Raw genomic sequence first — 15,080 nt, 5'->3', positions numbered from 1 at the left:
CGGGGTGCCCCATCTGCCGGTGCAGTGCTGGGGTACCGTCATCGTCAGGCTCAGCAACCGGCGTCTGCGCCGGATTTTCGCGAGGACGGAAGGCATTTCCCTTATGACTGACACCGCTCCGGCCACCTTCGCTGCGGGTGACAAGAAGCTCGAGTTCGCCGTGATCCCGGCGACCGAGGGCAACGACGGCTACGACATCTCGGCTCTGTTGAAAGAGACCGGCAATGTCACGCTCGACGTCGGATTCGTCAACACCGCATCCTGCAAGTCGGCCATCACCTACATCGACGGCGACGCGGGCATCCTGCGCTACCGCGGCTACCCGATCGACCAGCTGGCCGAGAAGTCGACCTTCCTGGAGACCTCCTACCTGCTGATCTACGGCGAGCTTCCCACCAAGGAAGAGCTCGAGGAGTTCACCGGCAAGATCCAGCGGCACACGATGCTGCACGAGGATCTCAAGGACCTCCTGGCCGCCTTCCCGCGTGACGCGCACCCGATGTCGGTCCTGTCGGCCGCGGTGTCCGCGCTCGGCACCTTCTACCAGGACTCCCTGTCGATCACCGACAAGGAGCAGATCGAGCTGTCGACGATCCGGCTGCTGGCCAAGCTGCCGACCATCGCCGCCTACGCGTTCAAGAAGAGCGCCGGTCAGCCGACGCTCTACCCGGACAACAACCTCGACCTCGTCGAGAACTTCCTGCGTCTGACCTTCGGTTACCCGACCGAGGACTGGACCCCGAACCCGACCGTCACCAGGGCGCTCGACCAGTTGTTCATCCTGCACGCCGACCACGAGCAGAACTGCTCGACCTCCACCGTCCGTCTGGTCGGTTCGGGTCACGCGCACCTGTTCGCCTCGATCTCGGCCGGCATCCACGCGCTGTCCGGTCCGCTGCACGGTGGCGCGAACTCGGCCGTGCTGGAGATGCTCGACACCATCGAGAACGACTTCGGCGGCGACGTCGACAAGTTCGTCGAGAAGGTCAAGAACAAGGAAGACGGCGTGAAGCTCATGGGCTTCGGGCACCGTGTCTACAAGAACTACGACCCGCGTGCGGCCATCGTGAAGAAGGCCGCCGACGAGGTGCTCGAGGCGCTCGGCGTCGAGGACCCGAAGCTGGAGATGGCTCGCCGGCTGGAGGAGATCGCGCTCTCCGACGACTACTTCGTGTCGCGCAAGCTGTACCCGAACGTCGACTTCTACACCGGCATCATCTACAAGGCGATGGGCTTCCCGGCCGAGATGTTCACGGTGCTGTTCGCGATCGGCCGCCTGCCGGGTTGGATCGCCCAGTGGCGCGAGATGGTCGAGGACCCGGCCACCAAGATCGGCCGTCCGCGCCAGATCTACATCGGTGAGAGCGAGCGCGACTACCCGTCCGCCTGACCCACACCGAGCGGTTTCAATAACGACCGGATCCCTCTACTACAGCGGTAGTAGAGGGATCCGGTCGTTATTGCGTGCGGGCCCGTCAGAGTTCGAGGGCCATCGGCGACATCGCCACGAAGTTCTGACCGAGGTTAAAGAACGTGCCGTGCAACAGGACGACCGGATTGGGGTGTGCTGGGGTCGGCTTGCAGTTCCACAACCCCGCTCAGTGCAGTTCGATACGCACCGTCGTCGCGGAGGCCGTCGGATTGGTCGCCTTGTCCCACGTCCAGCCGGAGCGGTCGGACGTGCGGTTCCAGGCCCGCCCGCCGACGACGACCGAGCTGATCTGCTCGGACTGCGCATGCGCGACGGCCCAATGGCCGATACCCCACGCCTGTTTCGTGGACTGTGCACGCACCGTGACGTACTTGCCGCTCGGTGTGGCGGTCACCCCGGTCTGCTCGCGAAGCTTCGCGACGACGTCGGTAGGAGAGCCCGGCTCGGTCGGGTCGTCCAGTCGGCAGCCCAACGACTCGGGGAACTTCCCCTCGAAGGAGGTGGCCAGCACTCGACCCTGGGTCTCGTGATCGGCATACGCCTCCGGGTAACCGGAGCGCTGCACATCCTGGGCCACTTCGGTCAACGGCCGGGTCTGCCATTGGTCGACCTTCACCAGAGCGGCGTAGAACCGGCGACTGGCGTACACCGGGTCGAGGATCTGCTCGGCGGTGCCCCAGCCCATGCTCGGACGCTGCTGGAACAGTCCTAGCGAGTCCCGGTCACCGCTGCGCAGATTGCGCAGTTTCGACTCCTGTATCGCGGTGGCGTTCGCGATCTGGCTCGCCCTGGTGGGCAGCCGCAGGACGTCGGTACCGACCATGCTGATCGTGGCCGAGTTGGCCACCTGCTCCGGACTCCACTGGTAGTCGAAGCGGTCGTCACGCACTTTGCAGGAGTTGGATCCGACGGCGTCCTGCACCCGCTGATATCCGTAGTAACCACCACCGGCGATGAGCGCCAGCAAGCCCAGCGGTAGCAAGCAGCCGAGCGTGCTGGTCAGGCGAGTGCGCCGGTGATCGGACTCGAAGCGCGCGTCGCCGAGGTGAAGGGCGTCCTCATCGTCCCAGTCGCTGTCGGCATCGCCATAGGGGTCGCCGTAGGAGTCGGCGGTGCCGTTGTGATGCCGGTCGTACAGCTCCGTGGTTTCGCCGCGGCGCCGTTTGCGTCCGAAGATCACGCTCGGGCGCCGGTGGTGTGGTCGCCGCTGTGGGTGTTGGCGTGCAGGGCCTCGTTGAGCTCGATGCCCTTCCCCTCGCGGGCACGGCACTCGACGGTGCCGGTCTCGGAGTTGCGGATGAACAGCATGTTGGATCCGCCGGACAGTTCGCGTGCTTTCACGACCGAACCGTCGGGCATGGTGACCTTGGTGCCGGCGGTGATGTAGAGCCCTGCTTCGACCACGCAGTCGTCGCCGAGCGCGATCCCGATGCCGCTCTCCGCGCCGAGCAGGCAACGCTCGCCGATGCTGACCCGCTCGGTGCCACCGCCGGACAAGGTGCCCATGATCGAGGCGCCGCCGCCGATGTCGGAGCCGTCACCGACCACGACGCCCTGCACGATGCGGCCTTCGACCATGGAGGTGCCCAGGGTGCCGGCATTGAAGTTGCAGAAGCCCTCGTGCATGACCGTGGTGCCCTCGGCCAGGTGCGCACCCAGACGGACGCGGTCCGCGTCGGCGATCCGGACTCCGCTCGGCACAACATAGTCGGTCATCCGCGGGAACTTGTCGACACCGAAGACCTGCACCGGTCCGTCGACCCGCAGGCGCATCCGGACGGTCTCGAAGTTCTCCGGGGAGCAGGGGCCCAGGTTGGTCCATACGACGTTCTGCAGCACGCCGAACAGTCCGTCCAGGTTCATGGAGTTGGGCTGCACGATCCGGTGGGAGAGCAGGTGCAGGCGCAGGTAGGCGTCCGAGGCGTCCTTGGGTGCCTCGTCCAGGTCGATGCTGGTCAGCACCACCTTCGTGCGCACCTGGCGGCGCGGGTCCTCGCGCACCTGGGAGGCCAGCTCGGAAGGTGCACCATACGGATCGTCCGCCGGGGCCTGCCCCAGTCGCGGGGCGGGGAACCAGGTGTCGAGCACCCGGTCGTCGGTGGTGATCGTGGCCAGGCCGTAGCCCCAGGCGTTGCGCTGCTCGGTCATGCCTCAAGGCTAGGTGAGACTCCCCGCGGAGCCCGGTAGCGACCGTCCGACAAGATGTGTTCCATGGCTTCTCTCGACCTGAACACGGATGTCGTGACCTTGACCGCCGCCCTGTGTGACATTCCATCGGTGAGCAAGGACGAGCAGGCGATCGCGGACGCGATCGAGGCGGCGTTGCGCGAACTGCCGCATCTGAGCGTGCAGCGGGACGGCAACGCGATCGTCGCCCGCACCGACCTCGGCCGCGAAGAGCGCGTCGTGCTCGCCGGGCACATCGACACCGTCCCGATCACCGACCCGCCGAACGTTCCCGTGCGCCGGGTCGACGGGATGCTCCTCGGGCGTGGGACGACCGACATGAAGGGCGGGGTGGCGGTGCAGCTGGCGCTCGCGGCGGGAGTGCCCGAACCGACCCGCGACGTCACCTACGTCTTCTACGACTGCGAAGAGATCGAAGCCGAGTTCAACGGCCTGGCCCGGCTCGTGCGCAATCACCCCGACTGGCTCCAGGCCGACTTCGCGGTGCTGCTCGAACCGACGGACGGCGGGATCGAGGGCGGCTGCAAGGGCACGATGAAGGTCGACGTGTCGGCCAAGGGCATCGCCGCTCATTCGGCACGACCGTGGAACGGACACAACGCGATTCACGAGGCGGGGGAGATCCTCGCCCGGCTGTCCGCGTACGAGCCACGTACGGTCGACGTCGAGGGCCTCGCCTACCACGAGGCGCTGAACGCGGTCGGTATCGCCGGCGGCATCGCGGGCAATGTCATCCCTGACCGATGCGTCGTCTCGGTCAACTACCGGTACGCACCCGACCGCGACACCGAGCAGGCGCTGGCCCATCTGCGCGAGGTCTTCGCCGGGTACGAGATGGAGGTCAAGGACGCCGCCGACGGGGCGAAGCCCGGCCTCGACAAGCCCGCCGCCAAGGGGTTCGTCGACGCGCTCGCACTCCCGGTCGTCGGCAAGGAGGGCTGGACGGACGTCGCACAGTTCTCGGCGCTCGGCGTCCCGGCGGTGAACTTCGGGCCCGGCGACCCGAACCTGGCACACACCGACGACGAACGCTGCCCCGAGGATCAGATCACCGCCGCCTTGGAGGCCATGCGGCGATGGCTGTCGCCCGACTTCGCGGATGGGAGCCAGGCACGATGAACGCAGCCAAGGGGGAGGAGCCGATCGGCATGACTCGCGCCGAGATCGAGATGGTCGAGATCGAACGCCGCGGCTACCGCCGCGGGGCCACGACGCTGCGTGGTTCGCAGGTGCCCCACACCACCACCGACCAGCGTCTGCTGGATCGCCAACCCGACTCCGACTGGTTGCACACCGACCCCTGGCGGGTGATGCGCATCCAGGCGGAGTTCGTCGAGGGATTCGGCGCGCTCGCCGAACTCGGACCGGCGATCAGCGTGTTCGGCTCGGCCCGCCTCCAGCCCGGCAGCGAGCACTACGCCAAGGCTGTGCAGGTCGGACGGTTGCTCGCCGAAGCCGGCTACGCGGTCATCACCGGCGGTGGACCGGGCGCGATGGAGGCAGCCAACAAGGGGGCCTGCGAGGCCGGGGGAGTCAGCGTCGGACTCGGCATCGAACTACCCTTCGAGACCGGCCTGAACGAGTACGTCGATCTCGGTGTGAACTTCCGCTACTTCTTCGTCCGCAAGACGATGTTCGTGAAGTACTCGCAGGGATACGTTGTGCTCCCAGGCGGATTCGGCACGCTCGACGAACTCTTCGAGGCGATTACGCTCGCGCAGACGCAGAAGATCACCAGCTTCCCGGTGGTGTTGCTGGGCGCAGACTTCTGGACCCCGATGCTCGACTTCGTCACCGGAACGCTGCTGGCCGAGGGGATGATCTCGCCGGACGACGTGAAGCGACTGCAGATCGTCGACGACCCGGCCGAGGCTGTCGAGATCATCATCCGTGAGGACCGCCTGCTGCACCCTCCGGCGTGAGTCGGATCGCGAGGCCTCCGGGCATTACCCTGTCCGGGTGATCCTCGTTCTCATCGTCCTGCTCGTGGTCGTGGCCGGCCTGGCGGTTGCCGCTGTCATGGGACGCTTCGGCGGGTTCATGGACGACGCGGTCACCACGACACCCTTCGAGACCCTGCCCGACGGCCACCTGACCTCGGACGACGTCGCGTCCCTGCGCTTCGACCAGACCGTGCGCGGCTACCGCATGGGGCAGGTCGACGACGTCCTCGACCGCCTCCGTGAGGCGCTCGACGACCGCGACGCCGAGATCGCCCGTCTGCGTGCCGAGCGGGACCAACGCATCGAGTATTAGAGAATTCCTTGGGGGACAACGCAATCGTCATCGGACCGGACGGCATCGCACGTTGTGCGTGGGCCGGGTCCGATCAGCTCTGTCTCGCGTATCACGACGACGAGTGGGGTCGGGCCGTACACGGTGAGCAGGCGCTGTACGAGCGGATCTGCCTGGAGGCCTTCCAGTCAGGCCTCGCGTGGATCACGATCCTGCGCAAACGACCCGCGTTCCGCGTGGCCTTCGCCGAGTTCGACCCTGATGCAGTCGCCTGCTTCGACCAGGGCGATGTCGACCGGCTCATGAAGGACGCCGGCATCGTGCGCAACCGGCGCAAGATCGACGCGGCGATCACGAACGCGCTCGACGCTCATCCTGCGTGAGCGAGGCGGACTCGACGAATTCGTCTGGTCGTTCGCCCCGCGGCACCACCGTCCGCCGACAAGCCTCAGCCACGTGCCGGCTCGGACACCAGAGTCTGTGGCACTGTCGAAAGCGTTGAAACAGAACGGTTTCGCGGACGTCGGGCCGACCACCATGTATGCAGCCATGCAGGCATGCGGTCTCGTCGACGATCATCTCGCCGGCTGTCACCGGCACGCAGAGCCGCGATGAGCCTGGCAGCCTGTTCGGCGTTGATGCGCGTCCAGCAGCGTCTGGGTCGGTCCGTCGACGCCCACCTGGGCTGGTGGGTCCTCGGCGCGTTCCTGCTCGCGCGGTTGTTCTCGGCGGTGCTGATGGCCCGCATTGCGCCGCACACGGGCGAGATGGTGGTCGCCTACCGGGAGGAGCGCGGACCGCTCGGCTACTGGGACATCGTCCATTCGTGGGACGGCAAGTGGTACGAGCAGATTATCCGTGAGGGCTACCCGAAGGTGCTGCCGCTCGACCAGGAAGGCGAGGTCGCGCAGAACACCTGGGCGTTCCTGCCGCTCTACCCGGCCATGACAGCGGGACTGATGCTGGTCAGCGGGTTGTCGTTCGGCGCCGCGGGATCACTGATCTCGATCTCCTATGCCGGTGCCGCTGTCGTGTTGATGAGCGTGCTGTTGCGTGAACGGATCGGTGCGCGCGGCGCGTTCGCCGCCACGCTGTTGTTCTCGGTGGCGCCCTCGTCGCCGGTGCTGCAGATGACCTACACCGAGTCACTCGGGATTCTGCTGCTGACCATCTTCCTGTGGGCGATCACCAGGGAACGCTGGCTGACGGCGAGCGCCACCGCGCTGCTGCTCGGCTTCGAACGACCGATCGCTCTGTCGCTCGTCGGGGTCGTGCTGGCGGTGCTGCTGCGAATGGTGCTGCGGCGGCACGATCTGCGGCTGCGCCCTCGTGACGTCCTGGGCGCGTCAGTGACGTTGATCGCGACCGGCATCTGTGGCCTTGCCTGGCCGGCCGTGGCTGCTTGGCGCACAGGGGAGTTGGACGCCTACACGCGCACCCAGGCCGGGTGGCGTGCCGGAGACGTCGTGCCGTTCAAGCCCTGGTACACCAACTTCCAGATCCTGTTCGGTGAGGGCAGGGGCGTCATCGTGCTCTTCGTCCTGGTCACCGTCGTGTTCATGATGATGACGGGGCCCTGGTCGCGCGGACTGGGTTTCGTGCTGCGCGCGTGGATGGTGTCGTACTCGCTGTACCTGCTGGCCATCGTGGACGTCTGGAGCAGCACCTTCCGCTTTCTGCTGTTCCTCTGGCCGATCACCGCGATCCTGGTCGGGGCCGCGCAACAGCGGTCGGGGGACCGGTTGCTGGTCGGCTGGCGTACCGCCGCCTGGGCTGTCGTCTTCCTCGGCTGGCAGATCTGGTGGGTGGACGAACTGTTGCACTTCACCCCGCCCGCCGACAGCGCGATCTGACACCAAGGCAGATTAGGACGAGACTCACCCACACGCTGGTCGAGTAGGTGCGGAGCGTTAGCGGAGTGCCGCGATCGAGACCGGATGAGGAACGTCCGAGACGAACAGCCCCGCCGGTGACCGGCGGGGCTGTTCGGTGAAGCGGATGGGTCAGTCCTGCTGCCCCGGGTGCTTGGGCAACTGGACGCCCTGGCCGAAGCCGTCGGGAGCCTGCTGCGGCGGCAGCGTCGGGTGAGCCTGGGTCGAGCCACCGTCACCGCCGGTGATCGCCCGTGGATTCTGCGCGGCGGGCTGCTGGTTCTCCGCGGCCGCCTGGTCCTTGGCTGCCTGACGGTCGGCACGGCGCTCTGAGCGACGCTTGGCGTCCTCCTCCATGATGTCGCCGGCGACGGACTGACGGGCGACGGCTTCGGCCTCGGCGACGGCCTTGGCGACAGCCGGGTCGCGGCTGAGGTCAAACCATTCCTCGACCTCGTCCTCGTCCACCTTGGGGACGTCCTCGTAGGACGGCATCTCGTAGCGGAAGGTGCCGTCGTCGCTCTGCTGCCCGAAGGACTTCGCGAAGCCCTGCAACGCTGAACCGAAGTCGCTCGGCACGACCCACACCTTGCTCGCCTCGCCCTTGGCCATCTCCGGGATCTGACGCAGGTACTCGTACGCCAGCAGTTCGGGCGTCGGCTTGGCCGCACGGATCGCGGCGAACGTCTTCTCGATGGACTTGGCCTCACCCTGGGCCCGCAGGTACAGCGCGGCACGGTCACCCTGGGCGCGCAGGATGCGCGACTGACGGTCACCCTCGGCGGCGAGGATGGAGGCCTGCTTGGCACCTTCTGCGGCGAGGATCTGGCTCTGCTTGTCACCCTCGGCCGACTTGATCGCCGACTCGCGATGACCCTCGGCGGCCAGGATGGTTGCACGCTTCTCGCGATCCGCCTTCATCTGCTTCTCCATCGATTCCTGGATGGAGGGCGGCGGGAAGATGGACTTCAACTCGACACGGGCGACGCGCAGACCCCAGCGGGACGTGGCCTCGTCCAGGACGCCACGCAGCTGGGTGTTGATGACCTCACGGGAGGTGAGCGTCTCCTCCAGCGTCATGCCGCCGACGACGTTACGCAAAGTCGTGGTGGCCAACTGCTCCACGCCGACGATGTAGTTGTTGATCTCGTAGACGGCAGAGCGGGGGTCGGTCACCTGGAAGTAGACGACAGTGTCGATGTTGACCGTCAGGTTGTCCTCGGTGATCACCGGCTGCGGGGGAAGCTCACCACCCGTTCGCGCAGGTCGACCTTGGCGCGGATCCGGTCGACGAACGGCATGAGAAACAGCAGCTGCCCCGACACCGTCTTGGTGTATCGGCCGAGTCTCTCGACGACGGCTGCTTCCGCCTGCGGCACCACGGCCACCGACTTGACCACGATGATGACCGCCAGGATGGCGATGATCGCCGCGATGATGAGTAACGGTTCCATTCAGTTCTCCCCGAAATTGTCGCTGTCAACGACGGCAACAGCACCGTCGATCCGATCCACGACGAGCTTCTCGCCGGGTTCGAAGGTCATGTCCGGTCGAGCCGGACGAGCAGTCCAGATGTCGCCACCGATCCGCACCAGGCCGCCGTCCTCGGTGACCTGTTCGACCACTTCTGCGCGTGCGCCGAGCAGGGCGTCGGTGTTCATCGCGTGCATCGGTCCGGACAGGAAGTGTCGCTTGAGCGGCGGACGGACCAGCAGCAGCAGGGCGATCGAGACGACTGCGAACACCACGGCACTGACCCAGGTGTCGGCGCCGGCCGCGGAGGTGCCGGCTGCTGCGAGAGCGCCACCGCCGAGCATGAGCAGGACGAACTCGCCGCCGAGGACCTCGAGCCCGATCAGGGCGAGCCCGGCGACGATCCAGAAGAGTGTCGTCCAGTCCATGTGCCCTACTTCCTCGACTTCGTGCTCAGCGTCCCTCGAACACCGGTGGCTTCTTCGCGATGAACGCGTCCACGGCCGCGCGGTGATCGGCCGTGCCCCCGGTGAGTTTCATCAACTCGGCTTCCTTGGCCAACGATTCGGACAGCTCATGAGTTGCCGCGAATCCGACCGCGCGCCGGACGGACCCGTACGCCATCGTTGGTCCCGATGCTAACCGCTGAGCCAATTCGGCGACTGCGGAATCGAATTCATCGTCGGGGACGACCGTGGTCGCCAACCCGAGTTCGAGGGCCTCGTCGGCCTTGACGGTGCGCGGGAAGAACAGCAGCTCCTTCGCTTTGGCGATACCGACCAGACGCTGCAGCGTCCACGAGGACCCGGAGTCGCAGGATAGAGCGATACCGGTGAACGCCAGATTGAAACCAGCGCTCGCGCGCAGCACGCGTAGGTCGGCGGCGAAGGCGAAGGCAGCGCCTGCACCGGCAGCAACACCGTTGACCGCGGCGATCACCGGTTTGTTCATGGTTGACAGCAACTCGACGATCGGGTTGTAGTGCTCCTCGACGGTGGTGTCGAGTGCGTCCGAACCGAGTTCGAGCAGCCCGAGGTGTTCCTTGAGGTCCTGGCCGACACAGAAGGCGCGGCCGGTGCCGGTGAGCACGACGACTCGCACGCTCTCGTCCTCAGCAGCCGCCTGCAACGACGACAGCAGCAAATCCTTGGTCGGGATGTCCAGCGCGCACATCTCGTTCGGGCGGTTGATCCGAACGGTCGCGACACCGCCGTCCCGCTCCACGACGACAGGGGCCTCGGTCATGGACGTTCTCCTTGGTTGGTCAGGCCACGGACGGGCTTTCAGGCCCGGCCGAGTGCGGTGCGGATACAGGACTCAACGTACGCCGACGCTCCCGGCCGCAGCCGGGCGGCCACGTCGCGGAAGCGCTCGGACGCAACGGTGCCCGGCCACGCGGCGGGTAGAACCTCGGGTGGCAGGCCGGGGTCACGGAACAGGAACTTGCGCCACTCGTGAACTGCGAGCGTCCTTGTCAGATAACGCTCTTCGTCGCTCGCATCGTCGGGGAAGCCCTGCACCAGTTCGGTCAGCCAACGGTCGTACTGTCGGTGCGCGTCGGCGATCTGCTCCAGGTCCCACATCGACGACGCGAACTGCCGCGGGTCACCGGACAACTCTGAGTGGAACTCGCGATAGCCGGGCCCGAGGGTGCCTGCGAGGTCGTCGCTCGCACGGGGAGCGATCCAGGTGTCGACGGCCAGCCTGGCGTAGCCCAGGTACTCCATCGAGGCCCGGACGCGGGCTCGAGCCGACCGGTCGCCGCTGTGTTCGACGACGACGATGTGCCACCGACCGTCCCACTCGGGCGTGCGGTCGGCGTAGATCCGTTGTCCGGCGGTGGCCAGGCGCTGCGCGGCCCGCGGGGTCATCGCGTAGCCGCGCGCGCCGTCCCGGGTCTGGGCGGTGAGCCAGCCTTCGCGGGCCATGCGCGAGATCGCGGTGCGGGTCGCCGCCGGGGCGATGTCGACGACGCCGGTGAGCTGCACGAGTGCCGCGACGGGGGCCCACTTCGTGCTCGACAGCAGGTGGTCGCCGTAGATGTCGAAGACGGCGGACCTGGCGAGCATGGCCACATGCTGCCACGGTCTGTCGCGGCGTGGGATGGGCGCCGTTGCGACAGACCGGGGCCGGTCGGGGGATCGTTGCAATTCGTTGACCACCGAATTTCCTCCCTGCGCCCGCACTGGGGGATAATGGTCGACGTAAAGGGTGCGTCACCGAGTCATCGGCAAGACAAAAACGAACTGTGTGGATGCCGACGCGCCCGTCACGAAAGCCACACGGCGGAAGGGGAAGCACCCATGGCGGCGATGAAGCCGAGGACTGGCGACGGCCCGCTCGAAGTCACCAAGGAAGGCCGGAGCATCCTGCTGCGCATGCCGCTGGAAGGCGGTGGCCGACTCGTGGTCGAGATGAACGCCGAAGAGGCGCAGGCGCTGGGCGACGCCATCAAGGGTTGCATCGGCTGATCACCCGGTACAGATGACGGAAAGTCCCGTGGATCAACTGATCCACGGGACTTTCGTGCTGTTCCGGACGGTCAGCGCTTGATCGCGACCAGCAGTCCGTCGCCGACAGGCAGCATCGTGGTCGCGAGATCTGAGTCGTCGCGCAACTGCTTGCCGAGGTCGCGCAGCGTACGGGTGACCTCGTCGCGAGCGGTCGGGTCGGCGACCTGGTCGTGCCAGAGCATGTTGTCGATCGCGAGCACCCCGCCTGGATGCAACAGGCGCAGCGCTTGCTCGACGTACTGGGGGTACTCGGTCTTCTCGCCGTCGACGAGCACCAGGTCGTAGCCACCGTCGGTGAGCCGGGGCAGGACCGACAGCGCACTGCCGACGATCGTGCGGGTGCGTTGTGGTGGGTAGCCCGCCTCGGCGAACGCCTGCTTGGCGGCGTGCTGATGCTCGCTGGAGATGTCGATGGTGGTCAGGATGCCGTCGGACGGCATGCCGGTCAGCAGCCACAGGCCGCTCACGCCGGCACCGGTGCCGATCTCGACGACGGACCGGGCCTGGCAGGACGCGGCAAGCATGCGCAGGGCCGCTCCCGTGCCGGTGCCGACGGGGACGCATCCGAGCTCGTCGCCACGGGATCGCGCGCGCTCGATGTGCTCCGGTTCGACCGTGAACTCCTCGGCGTAGGTCCAGGTACCGGGTCGCATGGATGTCATGGCTGACAAATCTACTTGGCGCGCCCGACAGTGCGAAAATGGATGCGGAATCGACCAGGGGAAACAAACAGGCGAGACCGATCGTTGAACCGAATGACGCTCACGGGCGTCCAGTCGGTGGGATCGACAGCAGCTGTACCGCGGTCACACAGCTGACACACAGCCGGGTGGGTGAGGCTGGAGCCGCGCAACGACTGGATGAACTGGGGGACAACGACATGACCGCGACGCCCGATAGGACGACGTTGAAGCGAACCAAGACAGTGGTGCCCGACCAGGCCCCGGCAGGCTGGCAGCCGCCGACCTGGGAGGAGATCGTCGCCGAGCACTCCACGCGGGTCTACCGGTTGGCCTACCGCCTGACGGGCAATGTCCACGACGCCGAAGACCTCACGCACGATGTCTTCGTCCGGGTGTTCCGCTCCCTGGGCTCATACCGTCCCGGCACCTTCGAGGGCTGGCTGCACCGCATCACCACCAACGTCTTCCTGGACAAGATGCGCCGCAAGCAGCGCATCCGGTTCGACGCCTTGTCCGACGACGCCGCCGCCCGGCTGGTCAGCCGCACCGGCAGCCCGGAGCAGTTGTACGCCGACGCACACTTCGACGACGACATCCAGCGTGCGCTCGATGCACTGTCGCCCGACTTCCGCGCCGCGGTCGTGCTCTGCGACATCGAGGGTCTGTCCTACGAAGAAGTCGCCGCGACGCTGGACGTCAAGCTGGGCACCGTCCGATCCCGCATTCACCGCGGCCGCGCCCAACTGCGTGCCGCCCTGGCGCACCGCGACCCCGCGGTTCGCCCGGTCGAACCGGTCGTTCCGGCTCGTACCTGTCTCGGTCTGGGGCGGCCCGTGGAGGTCGGCGGATGATCTGTCCCGAGCACGACGTCCTCGTCGATTACGTCGACGCAGTCCTCGACGCCAAGACGGCAACCGTCCTTGAGCGGCACCTGGTCGCGTGCCAGTGCTGTCGGTCGAAGGTGGCTGCCGAGCGGGATCTCATCGGTCGGATGCGCGGGGTTCCGGCCAACGCGCCTCGCGGCGACTCCGACTTCATGGCCGGACTGCTCAGTCTGGGTGATCTGCCGACCCAGCCGATGCCGGCCCGACGATCCTCGTCGAAGTCGCCGGCGACGATTGCCTGCCACGCGCCCGCTCAGTACGTCTCCGCGCGCAAGCCGATCGGTATCGCGGCGCTGGCCGTCGTCGGTTGCATCAGCGCGGCCGTCGTCGCCATTCATGCTCCGGTGCAGAGCGGCACGCCCGCTCGCATGCCGGTGATGCGCAGTCAGCCAGCCACGGGGCAGTCGCCGATGGCGCGGGTGATCGGTTTCGAGCAGAACGCTCCCGGCTCGCCGCGTCCGTAGTCCCCGCGGCGAGCGGGTCCCGACCGGCCTCTCCCCCCGCGTCGGTGCACGACCGGGTCACGATCGAGAATGGACACCATGTCGCAGGACCCGCGATCCAGACCCCTTCCCGTCCCGCGCCCGGGCGCTGCCCCGCACCCGCACGGGCCGGCCACGCCCACCTCCGGCGCAGGGAACCCGACAGGCAGCGCCCCCGGCCCTTTTCCGGCGCCGCCGGTGCTCGGTCCTGCTATTGGTCCAGGTGATGGTCCGCAGGCACCCGCGCCACGTCGTCCCAGGCGGGCCGGTCTGTTGATCGCGAGCGCCGCGCTGCTTGCTCTGTTGTGCGGCGGCGTCGGCGGGTATGTCGGCAGTGAACTTGCCGGTCGACAGGATTCATCATCCGCAGACGTAGCCGCCGGCAATGTCGAAGCCATCGCGAACAAGGCTCTGCCGAGCGTCGTCACAATCAGGATCAGCAGTTCGTCGGGGGTGCCGCGGGGCAGCGGATCCGGCTTCGTGCTGCGCTCGGACGGTTACATCGTCACCAACAACCACGTCGCGTCCGCGGGTGGTGACGGTGCCGGCCTCAAGGTCCTGTTCTCCGACCAGTCGGAAGCGGACGCGCGGATCGTCGGGGTCTCCCCGACGTACGACCTCGCGGTCCTGAAAGTGGAGCGCAAGGATCTTCCGGCGCTGGAACTCGGCGAGTCCGACGACCTGAAGGTCGGTCAGTCGGTGATCGCGGTGGGTGCTCCGCTCGGCCTCACCGGGTCGGTCACCACCGGCATCGTGAGTGCGCTGAATCGGCCCGTGGTCACCGGCGACGACGATTCGTCCGGAGGTGCCAGCAGTGAGTCCAACTCGCGTTCCTACATGAACGCGATCCAGACCGACGCGGCGATCAATCAGGGAAACTCCGGTGGCCCGCTGTTGGATCTGCGGGGAAAGGTCATCGGCGTGAACTCCGCGATCTACTCCTCGCGCAGCGGAGGAAGCATCGGTCTGGGTTTCGCGATCCCGGCGGACCAGGTGCGGCGCACGTCCGACCAACTCATTCGTACGGGCAAGGCCGAGTACCCGGTCATCGGTCTCGACTTCGACCCCGGCTATTCCGGCGACGGTGTGAAGGTCTCGAAGGTCAACCCCGACGGGCCGGCTGCGAAGGCCGGTGTCAAGGAGGGCGATGTGATCACCTCGATCGACGGTGTGGCCACCAAGGACCCAAAGACCTTCCTGGTGACGTTGCGTTCCAAGGAGATCGGCGACACCATCACGGTGGGATTCAAGACCGGCGAGGAGCAGAAGTCGGTGACGATGCGCACGGGAGCCGGCAGCTGAATCGCCACCCGGCGCCTG

The 15,080-nt window shown here is 67.0% G+C and carries 15 protein-coding genes and 2 pseudogenes; 10 read left to right on the top strand and 7 right to left on the bottom strand.

Annotation, left to right across the window (positions count from 1 at the left end; translation table 11 throughout):
- Nucleotides 1-103: 103 nt before the first annotated feature.
- The gene (locus MF407_RS10730; RefSeq protein ID WP_239702274.1) at nt 104-1,390 is read left to right on the top strand and encodes a citrate synthase; all 1,287 of its coding nucleotides are present in this window, start codon (nt 104-106) and stop codon (nt 1,388-1,390) included.
- 208 nt (nt 1,391-1,598) lie between these two features.
- Here the strand turns inward: MF407_RS10730 and MF407_RS10725 are convergent, their stop codons facing one another.
- Both MF407_RS10725 and dapD read right to left on the bottom strand, forming a co-directional pair.
- The gene (locus tag MF407_RS10725) at nt 1,599-2,612 is read right to left on the bottom strand and encodes a hypothetical protein (protein ID WP_239702273.1); all 1,014 of its coding nucleotides are present in this window, start codon (nt 2,610-2,612) and stop codon (nt 1,599-1,601) included.
- Nucleotides 2,609-3,580 carry a 2,3,4,5-tetrahydropyridine-2,6-dicarboxylate N-succinyltransferase gene (gene dapD / locus MF407_RS10720; RefSeq protein WP_239702272.1) on the bottom strand — a complete coding sequence of 324 codons (972 nt, stop codon included), beginning with the start codon at nt 3,578-3,580 and terminating at the stop codon, nt 2,609-2,611. Before dapD ends, MF407_RS10725 begins: the two co-directional genes overlap by 4 nt.
- Before the next feature lie 63 nt (nt 3,581-3,643).
- On the opposite strand from dapD, the gene dapE reads away from it, so the two are divergent.
- From dapE to MF407_RS10695, 5 genes and pseudogenes are all read left to right on the top strand, one after another.
- Entirely contained in the window at nt 3,644-4,738 is a 1,095-nt protein-coding gene (gene dapE / locus MF407_RS10715) for a succinyl-diaminopimelate desuccinylase (protein WP_129627721.1), read from the top strand.
- A 50-nt stretch (nt 4,739-4,788) separates the two neighbouring features.
- Nucleotides 4,789-5,541, top strand: coding sequence for a TIGR00730 family Rossman fold protein (locus tag MF407_RS10710; protein WP_129627733.1), 753 nt, complete (start codon nt 4,789-4,791; stop codon nt 5,539-5,541).
- Nucleotides 5,542-5,578: 37 nt separating this feature from the next.
- Nucleotides 5,579-5,875 (top strand): DivIVA domain-containing protein, encoded by a 297-nt coding sequence (locus MF407_RS10705; protein WP_239702271.1) that lies wholly within the window; start codon nt 5,579-5,581, stop codon nt 5,873-5,875.
- An 8-nt stretch (nt 5,876-5,883) separates the two neighbouring features.
- Nucleotides 5,884-6,469: pseudogene (locus MF407_RS10700) on the top strand (DNA-3-methyladenine glycosylase I).
- Complete coding sequence (locus MF407_RS10695; RefSeq protein WP_239702270.1) at nt 6,466-7,707, top strand: hypothetical protein; 1,242 nt, start codon at nt 6,466-6,468, stop codon at nt 7,705-7,707. The pseudogene MF407_RS10700 and the gene MF407_RS10695 overlap by 4 nt, the downstream one beginning before the upstream one ends.
- Before the next feature lie 150 nt (nt 7,708-7,857).
- On the opposite strand, the pseudogene MF407_RS10690 reads toward MF407_RS10695, so the two are convergent.
- The 4 genes and pseudogenes from MF407_RS10690 to MF407_RS10675 all read right to left on the bottom strand — a co-directional run bounded on the left by MF407_RS10690 (nt 7,858) and on the right by MF407_RS10675 (nt 11,267).
- Nucleotides 7,858-9,179 (bottom strand): annotated as a pseudogene (locus MF407_RS10690) (SPFH domain-containing protein).
- The gene (locus tag MF407_RS10685; protein ID WP_239702269.1) at nt 9,180-9,626 is read right to left on the bottom strand and encodes an NfeD family protein; all 447 of its coding nucleotides are present in this window, start codon (nt 9,624-9,626) and stop codon (nt 9,180-9,182) included.
- 25 nt (nt 9,627-9,651) lie between these two features.
- Complete coding sequence (locus tag MF407_RS10680; protein WP_239702268.1) at nt 9,652-10,443, bottom strand: enoyl-CoA hydratase-related protein; 792 nt, start codon at nt 10,441-10,443, stop codon at nt 9,652-9,654.
- A 38-nt stretch (nt 10,444-10,481) separates the two neighbouring features.
- Entirely contained in the window at nt 10,482-11,267 is a 786-nt protein-coding gene (locus MF407_RS10675) for a PaaX family transcriptional regulator C-terminal domain-containing protein (RefSeq protein ID WP_239702267.1), read from the bottom strand.
- A gap of 234 nt (nt 11,268-11,501) precedes the next feature.
- On the opposite strand from MF407_RS10675, the gene MF407_RS10670 reads away from it, so the two are divergent.
- A complete protein-coding gene (locus MF407_RS10670; protein ID WP_115923734.1) occupies nt 11,502-11,669 on the top strand; it encodes a DUF3117 domain-containing protein in 168 nt (55 codons plus the stop codon).
- Nucleotides 11,670-11,740: 71 nt separating this feature from the next.
- Here the strand turns inward: MF407_RS10670 and MF407_RS10665 are convergent, their stop codons facing one another.
- Nucleotides 11,741-12,373 (bottom strand): O-methyltransferase, encoded by a 633-nt coding sequence (locus MF407_RS10665; protein ID WP_129627096.1) that lies wholly within the window; start codon nt 12,371-12,373, stop codon nt 11,741-11,743.
- Between the two features lie 218 nt (nt 12,374-12,591).
- Here MF407_RS10665 and sigE point away from each other — a divergent pair, with 218 nt between their 5' ends.
- The 3 genes from sigE to MF407_RS10650 all read left to right on the top strand — a co-directional run bounded on the left by sigE (nt 12,592) and on the right by MF407_RS10650 (nt 15,062).
- A complete protein-coding gene (gene sigE / locus MF407_RS10660) occupies nt 12,592-13,245 on the top strand; it encodes an RNA polymerase sigma factor SigE (protein ID WP_129627120.1) in 654 nt (217 codons plus the stop codon).
- Complete coding sequence (locus MF407_RS10655) at nt 13,242-13,742, top strand: hypothetical protein (protein ID WP_239702265.1); 501 nt, start codon at nt 13,242-13,244, stop codon at nt 13,740-13,742. Before sigE ends, MF407_RS10655 begins: the two co-directional genes overlap by 4 nt.
- 291 nt (nt 13,743-14,033) lie before the next feature.
- Nucleotides 14,034-15,062, top strand: coding sequence for a trypsin-like peptidase domain-containing protein (locus tag MF407_RS10650; protein WP_239702264.1), 1,029 nt, complete (start codon nt 14,034-14,036; stop codon nt 15,060-15,062).
- Nucleotides 15,063-15,080 lie beyond the last annotated feature (18 nt).

Origin of the sequence: Yimella sp. NH-Cas1, from assembly GCF_022359705.1 — a bacterium.
GTDB classification, from domain to species: Bacteria; Actinomycetota; Actinomycetes; order Actinomycetales; family Dermatophilaceae; genus Yimella; species Yimella lutea.
This window is presented reverse-complemented; position numbering and strand designations above follow the sequence as displayed.